This window comes from Streptacidiphilus sp. EB103A (genome assembly GCF_041261405.1).
Lineage (GTDB): Bacteria > Actinomycetota > Actinomycetes > Streptomycetales > Streptomycetaceae > Streptacidiphilus.
In genome coordinates this window covers 136,441-151,117 of record NZ_JBGCAQ010000005.1, presented here as the reverse complement: position 1 = coordinate 151,117, position 14,677 = coordinate 136,441, and the positions used below count along the sequence as shown (strand labels likewise).

Sequence of the window (14,677 nt, the reverse complement as noted above, 5' to 3'; positions counted from 1 at the left end):
GGGGGTGTGCCGCGCACGCGGCACACTGCTCGGGCGGAGGCCTCGGTTCGAGGCTTGACGGTCAGGCCGCCGTCGGTACCGTCCAGCGCTGGCCGGTGCCTGCCGTGCAGGTGGCGATGGTGAGTTGGGTGCCGTTGGTGGCGCCCGCGCTGGTGTCCGTCAGGCAGAGGCCCGAGACCGGGTTGACCAGTTCGCCGGAGGAGTCGGTCTGCCACTGCTGGGCGGCGGTGCCGTTGCAGGTGTGCAGTTGGACCTTGGTTCCGCTGGTGGTGGCGCCATTGGCGACGTCCATGCAGTCGGTGAGGACCTGCAGGGTGTGGTCGGGTACCAGGGTCCAGCTCTGGGCCGAGGTGCCGTTGCAGGTGTAGAGCTGGATGGCGGTGCCGTTGGAGGTGCCCGAGCCCTTGTCGTCGACGCACTTGCCCGTCGCCGTCTCGGTGATCGCGCCCTTCGGCTCTGCCACGGTGCCGTTGGCGGTGCCGTCGTAGGACGGGGGCGCGTCGGCGGCGGCTGCCGCCCAGGAGGTGTTGGCCGAGGTGCCCAGGGTGAAGTTGAGCACCGCTCCGGAGGCGGTGTCGGCGGCGGGGAGGTAGGCCTGGTTCCAGGCCGTGCCGTTGACCGTGAGGCTCTGGACGTAGGGGTCGGCGTCCGCAGCCGCGGGGGCTGTGACGGTGATGGTCCTGCCGGTGCTGCCCAGGGAGACCACCGCCTGCGGGAACAGCGGGCTGCCGATGGCGAGGTCGGCCGTGCCCGGGGTCTCCGGGTACAGGCCGAGCGCCGACCACAGGTACCAGGAGCTGAGCTCGCCGAGGTCGTCGTTGCCGGGCAGGCCGGCCGGGGTGGCCGCCCACAGCTGGTCCTGGACCGCGCGGACCGTGCTCTGGGCCTTGTACGGCTGCCCCACCCAGTCGTACTCCCAGGGGAGTTCGAGGCTGGGCTCGTTGCCCATGTTGGACTGGGTGCCGATGACGCTGCCCAGGCCCTGGTAGCCGGAGAGCACGCTGTCCAGATAGCTCGCCAGGCTCCCCGTGCCGCCCTCGGCGGTGGCCAGGCCGGCGATGTTGAACGGGACCATCGGGGTGTAGGTGAAGGCGTCGCCCTCGGCGAAGTCGTTGCTCGACGTGCCGGTGATCAGCTTGGCGTTGAAGCCGTCCATCCACCTCCCGTTGGAGTGGACCGGCTGGATGTAGCCGCTGGAGCTGTTGTAGATGTTCCTCCAGTCCTGCGCCCGGTTCCGGAAGCGGGTCGCGGTGGCGCTGTCACCGAGTGCGGACGCGAAGGTGGACAGGGCGAAGTCGTCGGTGTCGTACTCCAGTTGGGTGGAGGTGGTGGCGTACTCGTGGCAGCAGCCGTAGATGCTGTTGGTCGGCAGGTAGCCGAAGCTGTCCAGGTAGGTCACGCCGGGGGTGACGGTGGTGTTCGTGGTCTGCTCCTTGACCATCGCCGCGAGGGCGGTGGCGGTGTCGAAGCCGGTCGCGCCGAAGGCCCGGTAGTCGGCCAGGACCGGCACCGCCGAGTCCCCCACCATGATGTCGGTCTCGCCGGTGGCCATCCCCCACTTGGTCAGCGTGCCGCCCTGGGTGTAGTCGTTGACGATCGACTGCGCCATGTCGGAGGCCGTGCCGGGGTCCAGCAGCGCGGTGAGCTGGGCCTGGGAGCGGTAGGTGTCCCAGTTGGAGAAGTCGGTGTACTGCGCGGAGTGCCCGCTGCCCACCGAGTGCACCGCGCCGTCGTAGCCGCGGTACGTGCCGTCCGCGTCGCTGACCACGCTGGGGAAGAGCGAGGCGTGGTACAGCGCCGTGTAGAAGGTGGTCTGTTGCGCCGTGGTCCCACCGCCGATCGCGATCCGGCCCAACTCGCTTGTCCAGGCGGCACGGGCGGCGGCCGCGACATCGGCGAAGGTCTTGCCGGTGACCTCGGCGTCGCGGTTGGCCCGGGCCTCGGCGACGGAGGTGTAGGAGACGCCGACCCGGGCCTCGACGGTGGTGCTGCCGGTGCTGGTGTCGAAGGTGAGGGTCTCCCCGCCCGGGCCCGCCGAGGTGGTGCTGTAGGCGGTCGAGGAGGTGATGGCGTGGTCGAAGCCGACCGCGAAGTAGAGCGTGAACGGGTTGGTGGCCTCGCAGAAGCCGGTGCTGGTGACCGAGCCGGTCACCTCGGTGCTGCTGTTCACACTGAATGTCGATGCCGCATAGGGGATCTGACTGTTGTTCAGCTTGAGGATCAGGTCGGCGGCGGTGGTCGCCGGGTAGCCGAACCGGGCGACCCCGGCGTGAGTGGTGGTGGTGAGCGCGGTGCTGGTGCCGTTGCCCAGGGTCACCGCGTAGCTGCCGGGCGAGGCGGTCTCGCCCGAGTGCGAGAAGGACGCCGTGGTCGAGCCCGGCGTGGAGCCGACGGCGCCGGTGGTAGGCAGGAACGGGATGTCTCCGGCGGCGTCGCAGCCCACGCCGGAGACATGGGTCAGACTGAAGCCGGAGATGCTGGAGTCGGCGTAGTTGTAGCCGCCGCCCTTGGGCCGTGACGAGGTGTCAGGACTCCACTGCAGCATGCCGTGCGGCACGTCCGCGCCGGGGAAGGTGTTCCCGGCGCTGTAGTCGCTGTTGGAGGCGGTCCCGACGTACGGGTCCACCAGTGCGGCCGGGTCGCTGACCGCGGTGACCGCGGTCGCGGCATGGGCGGTGGCCGCCGTCGGGCCGAAGGCGAGCAGGGCGAGCGCTGCCGTACCGGCCGTCAGCAGTCGGCCCGGACGGCGGAGCGCGGCGCGGCGCGGGCCGGTGAGCCGGTTGTCAGCCACGGGCCAGCACCTCGCCGAGGACGCCGTCGCCGGGGGCGTTGAACCAGTCGGTGGAGACGAAGGACGCGCCGTCGGCGGCGAGCAGCGCCACCCGGGCCTGAGCCTCGGCCAGGGTCGGGGCGGAGGCGCTGAGCGCCGGGGCGACGTCGTAGGCGTCGGTGACCACGGCGAGGTAGTGGTTGGTGTTGTACCACTCGGTGTTGCCGTCGCTCACCCAGGTCCCGGCGTCACCGTCGAAGACCACGAACCAGGGGCGCAGCGTGGTGTCGCTGTAGCGGGTGCGGGGGTCGCCGGTCTGGGCGTTGAGCACGCTGGGGAAGATCTCCGCACTCGCGATGTTCCCGGCCGCGTACAGGCTCTTGAGGTGGGCGGCCTCGACCACGTCGGTCCAGGTGGAGGAGGAGTTGAGGGTCTGCTCGACGGTGCCGGGGATGGCCTCCACGATCACCTTGCCGGCCAGCGCGGCGCGGGTGGCCCAGTTGTCGGCCTTGGCGGCGGTGTCCAGGTCGGGGTAGAGGCTGCCGTCGGCCTTGGTGAGCAGGTCGGCCGGGGTGTAGACGAGGCTGCCGAGGTGGGTCTTGACGTAGCTGTCCAGCTCCGTCGCGTCCAGGCCGATCGAGGAGTTGAAGCCCTCCTTCAGTTCCAGCTTGACCATGATCGGGCCGTGGGTGGGGTGGGCCTGCATCCAGATCCGGATGTCGTCCAGGCAGCTGTCGAGGTTCTGGTTGCGGTTGCCGGTGTAGAGGTCGGCCGTGGTGCTGGCCTGGACGCAGTTGTTGTTGCTGGCCAACGGGTTGCTGTGGCTGACGTTCCACTTGTGGGTGAACGGGTTGGCCCAGGCGTCCAGCTCGATCAGGGACGCGCCGGTGTCGAGCGCGTTGGCCAGGTAGGTGTACGGGACCTTGTCGTTGTAGGTGTTGTGCAGCCCGACCGAGGTGGCGCCGGCCAGGGTCTGCGAGCCGAGGTCGTCGGCGTGCACGGCCGACGACGGGGCGACGATGGTCAGCGCCAGCGCGGAGACGGCGATGGCGGCGGGACGGAGCCGGCGGTGCAGGTACTTTGTGGACATGTCAACTCCTGGAACGAGGGTGAGAGGGTGAGGGTTGAAGCGGGATGGTGCGTGACGCCGGTTGGAGCGTGACGGCGCAGCGGATGCATCGTGGCCGTGCCATGGTGGCGGTGCATCCGCTGCGCGGGCAATGGGATTGCTGACAAAGTGTCAGCAATGCTTCCCTGTAAGGTCAGTTGCGAGTGATCCGGACCGACAGGCCCTGGTGGGTGTAGACCGGGACGGCCTGGTAGCCGTCGGCGTCCACGGTGATCGAGGCGAACTGGCCCTGCAGCGAACGGGTGTCGATCACCGGCAGTGTGATGTCGCGGTCGCCGGCGACCGGTCCGTCGAGGTGGATGGCGAGGACGGCCCCGCCGCCCAGCGCGACCCGGCCGGAGACCTCCAGCGCCGCCGGGCCGCCCCGACGGAGCGTCACCGCCAGGGTGGTGCCGGCGGCCAGGGCGACGCTGCCGCGCACGCTGACGCCGCCCCGGTTCGGCTGCAGCCGCAGCGTGCCGCCGCCGACCCGGACGTCCCCGTGGCCGAGCGCCTGGTGCGAGGCGGCGGTGAGCACGCCCGCCGCGACCGTGGTACCGCCGGTGTAGCTGTTGACGCCGGAGAGGGTGAGTGTGCCGGTGCCCTGCTTGGTGAGGCCGCCGCAGCCCTCGATGTCGTTGCGCCAGGCGTCGGCGGCGCTGAAGCCGCCGTCGGCGGCGTTCATGGTGACGGTCACGTCGCTGTCGAAGGCCGCGTAGCCGTCCGCCGCGGCGAAGAGGTCGAGCCGTCCCCACTGCTCGGCGGTGTACTGGTCGTCGGCGTCCGGGAGGGTGTAGCCCGAGCGGAGCGCGGTGCTGCGCAGCACCTCGCGGCGCTGGTCGGCGTCGAGGTAGGGCAGCCGGGTCTCCAGCAGCACCTCCGCGCCCTTGGGCACGGTGAGCGCGATGTCGCGGCCGTGGCGCGGCAGGATGTAGGTGAGCCGGCGGGTGACCGCGTCTTCGTTGGCCTCGCGGTCGGCGTAGGGGTCGGTGTCGACGCCGGCGGAGTGGGCGAAGGCGTAGAGGGTGTCGGCGGTGCTGCCGGTCTGCGTCTGGAAGTACGCCGCGGCCTGGGCCCGGGCCGCGGCCTTGAGGGCGGCGTTGGCGGGGTCGGCCAGCGTGGCCGCGGCCAGCGCGGTTGCCAGGGTACGGCCGCCGATGACGTCGACCGGAGAGTGCATACCCGCGGTGATACGGGTGTTGGCGAGCTTGGAGGCACTCGCCACCAGTTCCTGGAAGCGCTCGGGGACCGCGTAGGCGAGGGCGAGCGAGGCCAGGTAGAAGGCGTTGGTGTGGCCGCTGGGGAAGCCGCTGTCGGTGGCCGGGGTGGTGCTGCGCTGCCGCAGCAGCTGCGGCGCCACCACCACGTCCGACGTGTAGACCGGGTAGCCCAGGCTGTCGGTGCTGCCGGTGTCGACGACCGTGCTGTCCTCGGTCATCCGCCACGGGCGCGGGTACAGGTAGGAGTTCTTGCTGGGGTTGCCCGAGGCGTAGTTGCCGCGCAGGGTGTTCACCAGGGTGACCACCAGGCCGAGGTCCGAACTGGTGGAACCGGCGCCGGTGGCGGACCCGGCGGGAGCGCCGGCCGGGACGGAGTCGCTGATCGTCGTGGCCGGGGTGCCGTCGGGCGCGGAGGTGATCGAGGTGACAGCCTTGGCGCCGGTGCGGTAGAGGTCGGCGAGCGGGCCGAGGCCGCCGATCGACGCGTAACTCTGGTCCTGCCGGTCGTAGATGAAGGCCTCGCGCGCCTCGGCGTCGGTCCGCGCCGCGGTGACCTCGGCGCAGTAGCGCATATTGGCACGCAGGATGTCGGCCGCCAGCGGCGTTCCGGTGTTCCAGGCCGTACCGGTCTTCCACAGCCGGTCCATCCCGGACAGTGCGCGGACCGCGGCGTTGCCGGCCACGGTGAGGTCGGCGCTGGTGTTGGTGGTGTAGGTGTCGACAAAGGCGAGCGCCTTGACCGGCGTGACCGCCGCTTCCGCCTTCTGCGGGACCGCCAGCCAGCTCAACGCGGTCGGGGCCGCGAACAGGCCTAGCGATGCACCGGTCGCGTTACGGATGAATCCGCGCCGGTTCACGTCGATCTGGGTCTTCAAGTCCATCTCCGCCGGGTGAGGGTCGCACAGGAGGGTAGGAGCGAGCGCGTTCGCCGTTTCTGGTCGCTCGCCGTTCTGGTCGCTCGGAGTCTCGGGCAGCCGCATGAAGAACGGTGGTACGTATCGGGTGGGGCATATGAACACGCAGGCATGTGAACGCTAACAATCCCTGTCCGCACCCTGTGCGCGGCAAACCTGAGGGTAGCTCACAATCGCTCGACGTAGGGTCGTGGAGCGACACCGAATGGAGGCCCCGTGCACGACATCACCCTTTACGGACCGGCGAGTTGGGAAGGTCCGCCGCGCCGCCACGGCCCGGTCGCCAGCGTCGCCGTACTGTCCGACGTGCACGGCAACATCCCTGCCCTCGACGCCGTGCTCGCCGAACCGGACGTCGCGGGAGCCGACCTCGTCCTGTTCTGCGGGGATCTGACCTGGGGTCCGGAGCCGCAGCAGACGTTCGAGCGGATCGCCGCGCTGGGCGACCGCGCCGTCTGCGTGCGCGGCAACGCTGACCGCTGCACGGCCGAGGTGTCCGCCGGGAGCCGTACTCCAGACAGCCCGAGGGCGTCCTGGATCCCCGCACAGCACTCGGCCGAGGCCGTCGCCTTCCTGGCCGGGCTCCCGTTCAGCGCCGTCGTGGAGCTGGAGGTGCTGGGCCCGGTGTTCTTCTGCCATGGCTCCCCGCGCAGCGACCGCGAGCTGGTCACGCCGGGAACGCCCGCCGGGCGCTTCGCCGACCTGGCCGCCGGCGTCGACGCGCGGACCCTGGTCACCGGCCACACCCACCTGCAGTTCGACCGGAGCGTGGCGGGCCGGCGCAGCGTCAACCCGGGCAGCGTGGGGCTGCCCTTCCACGACGGCGATCCCGGCACCGCGTACTGGGCGCTGCTCGGCCCCGACGTCGAGCTCAGGACCACGCGCTACGACGTCACCGCCGCCGTCGACCGCGCCCACCGTTCCGGCGACCCCGCCGCGGAGCGCATCGCCGCCCTGCTGACGCGTCCGCCCGGCTTCGCGGAGATCGTCGAGGACGCCGAGTCCAAGGTTTTCTCCGACTGAAACACTCGCTGAGCAGGGCTCGGGTTGCAGGAGGGGCGCGCGGGTGTGGAGACTACCCCCCTGCCCTGCGCGCCCCCACCCCCGCCCGCACAGAAGGAATCGATCCCCATGGACGCTGACGTCATCGTCGTCGGAGCCGGACTGGCCGGACTCGTGGCCGCACACGAGCTGACCAGCCGGGGCAAGCGGGTCGCCCTGCTGGACCAGGAGAACGCCGCCAACCTCGGCGGCCAGGCGTTCTGGTCCTTCGGCGGGCTGTTCCTGGTCGACTCCCCCGAGCAGCGCCGCCTCGGCGTCAAGGACTCGCTGGAGCTGGCCTGGAACGACTGGCAGGGCAGCGCCGGGTTCGACCGGCTGGACGACGAGGACTCCTGGGCCGCCCGCTGGGCCCGCGCCTACGTCGAGTTCGCCGCCGGGGAGAAGCGCTCCTGGCTGACCGGCCACGGCATCAGCTTCCTGCCGACCGTCGGCTGGGCCGAGCGCGGCGATCTGCGCGCGGACGGGCACGGCAACTCCGTCCCCCGCTTCCACGTCGCCTGGGGCACCGGCACCGGGGTGGTCGAGCCGTTCGTCGCCTCGGCGCAGCGAGCCGCCGCGGACGGCCTGCTGACCTTCCACCACCGCCACCGGGTCGACGAGCTCCTGGTCGCCGACGGCCAGGCCACCGGGGTGCGCGGCACGCTGCTCGCGCAGGACGACTCGGCCCGCGGCGTCGCCTCCAACCGGGACGCGGTCGGCGAGTTCGAGCTGAACGCGCAGGCAGTCATCGTCACCAGCGGCGGGATCGGCGGCAACCACGACATCGTCCGCCGCTACTGGCCGGAGCGGATGGGCACCCCGCCGGCCAGTATGGTCACCGGCGTGCCCGCCCATGTCGACGGGCGGATGCTCGACATCAGCGCCGAGGCCGGGGTGCGGCTGGTCAACCGGGACCGCATGTGGCACTACACCGAGGGCGTGCAGAACTGGGACCCGATCTGGGCCGGCCACGGCATCCGCATCCTCCCTGGCCCCTCGTCGATGTGGTTCGACGCGCTGGGCCGGCGGCTGCCGGACCCGTGCCTGCCCGGCTACGACACCCTCGGTACGCTGCGCCATCTGCGCACCACAGCGGACATCGCCCGGTTCGACCACTCCTGGTTCATCCTCAGCCAGAAGATCATCGAGAAGGAGTTCGCGCTGTCGGGCTCCGAGCAGAACCCCGACATCACCAGCAAGGACCGCCGCGCGTTCCTGCGCGCCCGGCTGCTCGGCAAGGGCGCCCCGGCTCCGGTCGAGGCGTTCAAGCAGCACGGCGCGGACTTCGTCGTCGCCGACACTCTGGAGGAGCTGGTGGCGAGGATGAACGCGCTGACCGACGAGCCGCTGCTGCGGGCCGACGCCGTCCGCGCCCAGATCGAGGCCAGGGACCTGCAGATCGCCAACCCCTACAGCAAGGACTCGCAGGTCCAGGGCATCCGCAACTCCCGCCGCTACCTCGGCGACCGGATCGGCCGCACCGCCTCCCCGCACCGGATCCTGGACCCCGCCGCCGGACCGCTGATCGGCGTCAAGCTGCACATCCTCACCCGCAAGACGCTCGGCGGCATCCAGACCGACCTGCAGTCCCGGGCGCTGGGCGCGGACGGCGCGCCCATCGGCGGGCTGTACGCGGCCGGCGAGGTGGCCGGCTTCGGCGGCGGCGGGGTGCACGGCTACAACGCCCTGGAAGGCACCTTCCTGGGCGGCTGCCTGTTCTCCGGACGCGCCGCCGGACGCGACGCGGCGGACCGGCTGTGACGGACCGCGGATGAGCTCAGGACAGTCCGTGCCCGGCTCCCGCTCGGCCGCCGACCGGCTGCTGGACGTGCTCGGCGCCTTCGACCAGGACAACCAGGCACTCTCGCTGACCGCGATCGCCCGCCGGGCCGGACTGCAGCTCACCACCGCCCACCGGCTGGTCGGCGCGCTCACCCGCTGGGGCGCACTGGAGCGCGACGACGCCGGGGTCTACCGGATCGGGCTGCGGCTGTGGGAGACCGCGGCCCTCGCCCCGCGCGGGGTGGTGCTCCGGCAGACCGCGATGCCCTACCTGGAGGACCTCTACGAGGCCACCCACGAGAACGTGCACCTGGCGGTGCGCGACGGCTTCGACGTGGTCTACATCGAGCGGATCTCCGGACGCTCCGCCGTCGGGGTGCGCAGCCAGGTGGGGGCGCGCTGGCCGCTGCACGCGACCGGCGTGGGCCTCGCCCTGCTCGCCCACGCGGACGTCGACCTGCAGGAGCAGGTGATGGACCGTCAGCTGGCCTCCTTCACCCCGTACACGGTGACCGATCCAGCCCGGCTGCGCCGGCTGCTGGCCGAGGCCAGGCGCACCGGCTACGCGGTGAGCGACCGTCAGATCACCGACGACGCGGTCTCGGTGGCCGCTCCGGTGCTCGGGGCGGGCGGTGAGCTGGTGGCCGCCGTGTCCGTCGTGGTCCATGCCGAGGACGCCCAGCCCCGGCAGCTCGGCCCCGCCGTCCGGGTGGCCGCGCGCGGCATCTCCAGAGCCCTGGGCTGGCAGCCCCGGTGAGTGCGCCGGCCACCTCTCCCAGGTCGTCTTCCGCCTGACGGAAGGAGGCTTGCCGGGGTGGGGCGGGCGCGTCGATGGTGTTCCTCAGCCGCTCCGTGCAGTGGTCCCCCAACGTCGAGGGAATCCATCGTGACCGCATTCGCCCGCAACCAGTGGTACGTCGCCGCCTACGGCCGCGAGGTCGGCCGTGAACTGCTCGCCCGCACCATCCTCGGCGAGCCCATCGCCTTCTACCGCACCGAGGACGAGGAGCAGCGGGTGGTGGCTCTGGCCGACCGCTGCGTGCACCGCCGCTTCCCGCTCTCGGCGAGCCGGCTCGACGGCGACAAGGTCGTCTGCGGCTACCACGGCTTCACCTACGACACCACCGGCACCTGCGTCTACGTCCCCGGCCAGAAGCGGATACCCCGTACCGCCAGGGTGAGCTCGTACCCCGTGGTCGAGCAGGACTCCTTCGTCTGGGTCTGGATCGGCGACCCCGCGCTCGCCGACAGTGCCGCTGTCCCCCGGGCCCCTCACCTCGCCGACAGCGAGAACTGGAGCTCGGTCAGCGGGATGGAGCCCATCGACGCCGACTACGGGCTGCTGGTCGACAACCTGCTGGACCTCTCGCACGAGACCTATCTGCACGGCGGCTACATCGGCACCCCCGAGGTCGCCGAGACGCCGATCACCACCGAGGTCGACGAGGCCGGCGCGATCGTCCGGGTGTCGCGGCACATGGAGGACGCCGCGTGCCCGCCCTTCTACGCCCGGTCCACCGGGATCGAGGGCCGGATCACCCGGCACCAGGACATCGAGTACCTGGCCCCCTGCCTCTACCTGCTGCACAGCCGGATCACCCCGGTGGGCACCGACAGCCCCGCCTTCCACACCGAGATCACCTACGCCATCACGCCCTCCACCGAGGGCAGCGTCTACGACTTCTGGGCCGTCTCCCGCGACTTCGCCCGGGACGACGCCGAAGTCACCACCTTCCTGCACGACTTCAACCACACCGTGGTGATGCAGGACGTGGACGCCCTCAACCTGCTCCAGCGCGCGCTGGCCACCGAGCCGGCCGGGTACCAGGAGCTCAGCATCAACATCGACACCGGCGGCCTGGCCGCCCGCCGCATCCTGGCCCGGCTGGCGGAGCTGAAGCAGTGACGACCAGCGGCGTCCAGGGGCCGAGCGGCGAGGTCTACCGCGTCCGCTGGCTGCCCGGAACCGACCTGCTGCACGGCGCCTGCCACTGCGGGGCCGAGCACACCGACGACGACCCGGTGGAGATGTGGAGCTGGATGCTCACCCACGAACACCAGCACGAGGACAGCCGCCGATGAGCACCCAGAGCACCACCGCCGAATACCAGGCCGAACTCACCGTCGACCGCCGCACCCAGGAGGCGGACGGGGTCGTCTCCCTGACACTCCGTCATCCGGACGGGGGCGAACTCCCGGGCTGGGAGCCCGGGGCGCACATCGACCTGCTCCTCGACGGCGACCGCACCCGCCAGTACTCGCTGTGCGGCGACCCGTCGGACCTTGACCGCTGGCAGGTCGCCGTGCTGCGCGAACCCGACGGCGTCGGCCGCGGCGGCTCCGCGCACGTCCACACGGCCCTGGCCGAGGGCAGCAGCATCCGGGTCCGCGGCCCGCGCAACCACTTCGCGCTGCGCCCGGCCGACCGCTACCTGTTCATCGCGGGCGGCATCGGGATCACCCCGATCCTGCCGATGCTGGCCGCCGCCGAGGCCGCCGGCGCCGAGTGGACCCTGCTGTACGGGGGCCGCACCCGCGGCTCGATGGCCTTCCTGGACCGGCTGGCGGCGCTGGACGCCGGCCGGGGCCGGGTCACCGTCGCGCCGCAGGACGAGACCGGGTTGCTGGACCTGGACCGGGTGCTCGCCGCGACCCCTGCGGACATCCCGGTCTACTGCTGCGGCCCGGGCCCCCTGCTCGACGCCGTCGAGGAGCGCTGCGGCGACCGGCCCGCGGGCAGTCTGCGCACGGAGCGGTTCACCGCCCGGGCCGCGGACCCGGACGCGGTCTCGGACTCCTTCGAACTCGTGCTGCTGGAATCGGGGTTGACCCTGACCGTGGCGCCGGACGCCACCGTGCTGCAGACCGTCCTCGACGCAGGTGTGCAGGTGCTCTACTCCTGTACCGAGGGCACCTGCGGAACCTGCGAGACCGACATCGTCGAGGGCGAGGCGGACCACCGCGACTCGGTGCTCAGCGCCGAGGAGCGGGCCGCGAACGAGACCATGATGATCTGCGTCTCCCGCTGCCGGGGCGACCGCCTGGTCCTTGACCTCTGAGACCTCTGAGACCCCTGCGACCTCTGCCCCGGGCTGTCCGGCTCAGCCCAGGTCCCGGCGGCGCAGACCGACCAGGCCCGCGCCGCCGAGCACCACGGTGACCAGCGTCAGCCAGAACAGCGGCTGCAGCGTCACCGTGCCGCCGGGCAGCCGCGGCACATGGGTGAACGGCGTCAGGTCCAGGAACCACTGACCGGCGTTCAGCAGCGGCCCCAGGTAGGCGATGAACAGCAGGACGCCGAGGACGCCCCAGGCAGCGGCGGTCCATCGCGGCCGCAGTCCGAACAGCGCGACGGCCACCCCGGCGAACACCCACACCGCCGGCAGCTGCACCAGAGCGCCGCCGAGCAGCCGCCAGGTCCAGCCGCCCGGATCGCCCAGCACCGCGCCGGTGCCCAGGCCCAGGCCGAGGCCCGCCGCCAGCAGCAGGACGGCCGAGCCCAGCAGTGGGTAGACCAGATGGCTCCACGCCCAGGTGAGCCGGGCCACGCCGGTGGCCAGCACCGGCTCGGCCCGACCCCCGGTCTCCTCACCGCGCAGCCGGAGCACGGTCTGCACCGCGTAGACGGCGGCGACCATGCCGAAGGTGCTGATCATGGTGGAGAGGTAGGAGTCGACGGCTCCATGGGTGCCGCCCATCCGCTCCAGCAGCTGCCGCGTCGAGCTGCTGCCGTCCAGGAGTTGCCTGATGCCCTGGCTGATGCCGCCGAAGACCAGCCCGGAGGCCAGGAACGCGGCGGTCCAGCCGTAGAGGCTGCCGCGCTGCAGCCGCAGGCCGAGGGCGTAGGCGCTGCGCAGCGAGGGAGCCCCGGCCGGCGGCCCGGGGCGCTGCGGAAGCAGTCCGCTGCCCAGGTCGCGGTGGCTGGCCAGCACATACGCACCCGCGATCTGCACCAGGGCTGCCGCGAGCATCAGCGCCGGCAGCCACCAGGCGTTCTCGCCGTAGGGGCGGACCCGTTCCGCCCAGCCCAGCGGGGAGAGCCAGACCAGCCATTCGGGACCGCTGCCGCCGGACGCGTCACCGCAGGCGCGGAGCAGATAGGCCAGGCCCAGCAGCGCCCCACCGATCCCGTTGGCCGCCCGGGCGGTGCCGGTGACCTGCGCCGCGAGGGCCGCGGCACCGGCGAAGACCAGGCCGACCCCGGCGTAGGCCACGCCGAAGGCGAAGGAGCCCGCAGCGTCCTGGCCGAAGGCGATCATCAGCAGCGGCACGACCAACGCGACGGCGACGCAGGCGGTCAGCGCCGTGCCGAGGGCGGCGGCCAGCGGCGCGGCCCGGCCGACCGCACCCGCGCCGACCAGCTCCATCCTCCCTGCCTCCTCCTCGGCGCGGGTGTGACGGGTGATCAGCAGGACGCACAGCAGACCCATCATCAACCCGCCGAAGGGCAGGATCCGCCAGGCCGTCAACGCGCCGATGCTGTGGGCGTCGTGGACCGGCCCGTACAGCGCGCGCAGCGACGGGTTGCCGTTGATGCTCTGTGCGAGCCGGTCGCGGGAGGCGGCGTCCGGGTAGAGGTGGCGGATCGAGACCAGGGTGCTGGCCACCGAGCCGATCATCGCGTAGATCCAGACCGGCAGCATGATCCGGTCCCGGCGCAGGGCCAGCCGCAGCAGCTCGCCGAGCCCGGCGGTCATGACCGCACCCCGTCCGGCTGCTCGTAGTGGCGCAGGAAGAGCTCCTCCAGCGTGGGCGGACGGCTCGTCAACGTGCGGACCCCCGCGATGGAGAGGACCCGCAGCAGGCCGTCGAGCCGGTCGGTGTCCACCTGGCAGCGCAGTTGGGCGCCGGCTCCGGGGAAGACCTTGAGGTCGAGGTCGTGCAGTCCGGGCAGCCGGTCCAACCCTTCTGGAGCGGAGGCGAGTTGGGCCTCGATCGAAGTACGGGTGAGGTGGCGCAGCTCGGTGAGCGAGCCGCTCTCCACGGTGCGGCCGGCCCGGATGATGCTCACCCGGTCGCACAACGCCTCTACCTCGGAAAGGATGTGACTGGACAGCAGCACGGTGCGGCCCCGGTCCCGCTCCTCGGCGACGCAGCCGCGGAAGACCTCCTCCATCAGCGGGTCGAGACCCGAGGTGGGCTCGTCCAGGATCAGCAGCTCGGCGTCCGAGGCGAACGCGGCTACCAGGGCCACCTTCTGACGGTTGCCCTTGGAGTAGGCGTTGCCCTTCTTGGTCGGATCGAGCTCGAACCGCTCCAGCAGCGCGGCCCGCCGACCGGCGTCCAGGCCGCCGCGCAGCCGTCCGAGTAGGTCGATCACCTCGCCGCCGGTGAGGTTCCGCCACAGCGTCACATCGCCCGGCACATAGGCGAGTCGGCGGTGCAGCGCGACCGAGTCGCGCCAGGGGGGGTCCCCGTCCAGCATCCGCATCGTGCCGGAGTCGACCCGGATCAGACCGAGGAGCGCCCGGATGGTGGTGGACTTGCCGGCGCCGTTGGGGCCGAGGAACCCGTGCACCTCACCCGTGGCGACGCTCAGCTCCAGGCCGTCCAGCGCGCGGGTCCGACCGAAGGTCTTGACCAGCCCGGACACGGAGATCGACGTTGTCATGGCTCGAAGCTACACGGCCCGCCCGTCCGGCCTTTCGGGACGCTGCCGTGTTCACATCCCTGAATTGTCAAAGTCGGCCGAATCGCCCAGCCACACCCGGCCAGGTCGGACGCGACAGTGCCTGCGTCAACTCCACGACCTCGCGAACTGTCCATTCCACCTGCGGTAATGAACTCCTCTCGCTGAAGGGATTGTTGACCGGGCGAAGCATCCGTACTATCCAGACTGACG

11 protein-coding genes are annotated in these 14,677 nt (G+C 71.8%); 6 read left to right on the top strand and 5 right to left on the bottom strand.

The features are described from left to right. Window positions 1–61: 61 nt before the first annotated feature. From ABH941_RS09820 to ABH941_RS09810, 3 genes are all read right to left on the bottom strand, one after another. Window positions 62–2,791, bottom strand: coding sequence for a lectin (locus ABH941_RS09820; protein WP_370128278.1), 2,730 nt, complete (start codon window positions 2,789–2,791; stop codon window positions 62–64). After that, window positions 2,784–3,860 (bottom strand): hypothetical protein, encoded by a 1,077-nt coding sequence (locus ABH941_RS09815; RefSeq protein WP_370128277.1) that lies wholly within the window; start codon window positions 3,858–3,860, stop codon window positions 2,784–2,786. The genes ABH941_RS09820 and ABH941_RS09815 overlap by 8 nt, the downstream gene beginning before the upstream one ends. 172 nt (window positions 3,861–4,032) lie before the next feature. Continuing rightward, window positions 4,033–5,979 (bottom strand): phosphatase PAP2 family protein, encoded by a 1,947-nt coding sequence (locus ABH941_RS09810; RefSeq protein ID WP_370128276.1) that lies wholly within the window; start codon window positions 5,977–5,979, stop codon window positions 4,033–4,035. A gap of 249 nt (window positions 5,980–6,228) precedes the next feature. Between ABH941_RS09810 and ABH941_RS09805 the strand changes: the two genes are divergently transcribed. The 6 genes from ABH941_RS09805 to ABH941_RS09780 all read left to right on the top strand — a co-directional run bounded on the left by ABH941_RS09805 (window position 6,229) and on the right by ABH941_RS09780 (window position 11,894). Then, window positions 6,229–7,035 carry a metallophosphoesterase gene (locus tag ABH941_RS09805; protein ID WP_370128275.1) on the top strand — a complete coding sequence of 269 codons (807 nt, stop codon included), beginning with the start codon at window positions 6,229–6,231 and terminating at the stop codon, window positions 7,033–7,035. A 108-nt stretch (window positions 7,036–7,143) separates the two neighbouring features. Next, window positions 7,144–8,814 carry an FAD-binding dehydrogenase gene (locus tag ABH941_RS09800; RefSeq protein WP_370128274.1) on the top strand — a complete coding sequence of 557 codons (1,671 nt, stop codon included), beginning with the start codon at window positions 7,144–7,146 and terminating at the stop codon, window positions 8,812–8,814. 10 nt (window positions 8,815–8,824) lie between these two features. Continuing rightward, entirely contained in the window at window positions 8,825–9,592 is a 768-nt protein-coding gene (locus tag ABH941_RS09795) for an IclR family transcriptional regulator (RefSeq protein ID WP_370128273.1), read from the top strand. A 129-nt stretch (window positions 9,593–9,721) separates the two neighbouring features. Next, window positions 9,722–10,741, top strand: a complete 1,020-nt coding sequence (locus ABH941_RS09790) for a Rieske 2Fe-2S domain-containing protein (protein ID WP_370128272.1) — start codon at window positions 9,722–9,724, stop codon at window positions 10,739–10,741. Continuing rightward, window positions 10,738–10,917: a hypothetical protein gene (locus ABH941_RS09785; protein ID WP_370128271.1), complete on the top strand. Its 180-nt coding sequence runs from the start codon at window positions 10,738–10,740 to the stop codon at window positions 10,915–10,917. The genes ABH941_RS09790 and ABH941_RS09785 overlap by 4 nt, the downstream gene beginning before the upstream one ends. Beyond that, window positions 10,914–11,894 carry a 2Fe-2S iron-sulfur cluster-binding protein gene (locus ABH941_RS09780; RefSeq protein ID WP_370128269.1) on the top strand — a complete coding sequence of 327 codons (981 nt, stop codon included), beginning with the start codon at window positions 10,914–10,916 and terminating at the stop codon, window positions 11,892–11,894. The genes ABH941_RS09785 and ABH941_RS09780 overlap by 4 nt, the downstream gene beginning before the upstream one ends. Before the next feature lie 42 nt (window positions 11,895–11,936). On the opposite strand, the gene ABH941_RS09775 is transcribed toward ABH941_RS09780, so the two are convergent. Next, window positions 11,937–13,532 (bottom strand): ABC transporter permease, encoded by a 1,596-nt coding sequence (locus ABH941_RS09775; RefSeq protein WP_370128267.1) that lies wholly within the window; start codon window positions 13,530–13,532, stop codon window positions 11,937–11,939. Then, the gene (locus ABH941_RS09770) at window positions 13,529–14,446 is read right to left on the bottom strand and encodes an ATP-binding cassette domain-containing protein (RefSeq protein WP_370128266.1); all 918 of its coding nucleotides are present in this window, start codon (window positions 14,444–14,446) and stop codon (window positions 13,529–13,531) included. The genes ABH941_RS09775 and ABH941_RS09770 overlap by 4 nt, the downstream gene beginning before the upstream one ends. Window positions 14,447–14,677 lie beyond the last annotated feature (231 nt).

Excerpts from the sequence above, each read along its gene's own strand:
- ABH941_RS09815 (WP_370128277.1), bottom strand. The coding sequence starts at position 3,860 with ATGTCCACAAAGTACCTGCACCGCCGGCTCCGTCCCGCCGCCATCGCC.
- ABH941_RS09810 (WP_370128276.1), bottom strand. The coding sequence starts at position 5,979 with ATGGACTTGAAGACCCAGATCGACGTGAACCGGCGCGGATTCATCCGT.
- ABH941_RS09800 (WP_370128274.1), top strand. The coding sequence starts at position 7,144 with ATGGACGCTGACGTCATCGTCGTCGGAGCCGGACTGGCCGGACTCGTG.
- ABH941_RS09795 (WP_370128273.1), top strand. The coding sequence starts at position 8,825 with ATGAGCTCAGGACAGTCCGTGCCCGGCTCCCGCTCGGCCGCCGACCGG.
- ABH941_RS09780 (WP_370128269.1), top strand. The coding sequence starts at position 10,914 with ATGAGCACCCAGAGCACCACCGCCGAATACCAGGCCGAACTCACCGTC.
- ABH941_RS09775 (WP_370128267.1), bottom strand. The coding sequence starts at position 13,532 with ATGACCGCCGGGCTCGGCGAGCTGCTGCGGCTGGCCCTGCGCCGGGAC.
- ABH941_RS09770 (WP_370128266.1), bottom strand. The coding sequence starts at position 14,446 with ATGACAACGTCGATCTCCGTGTCCGGGCTGGTCAAGACCTTCGGTCGG.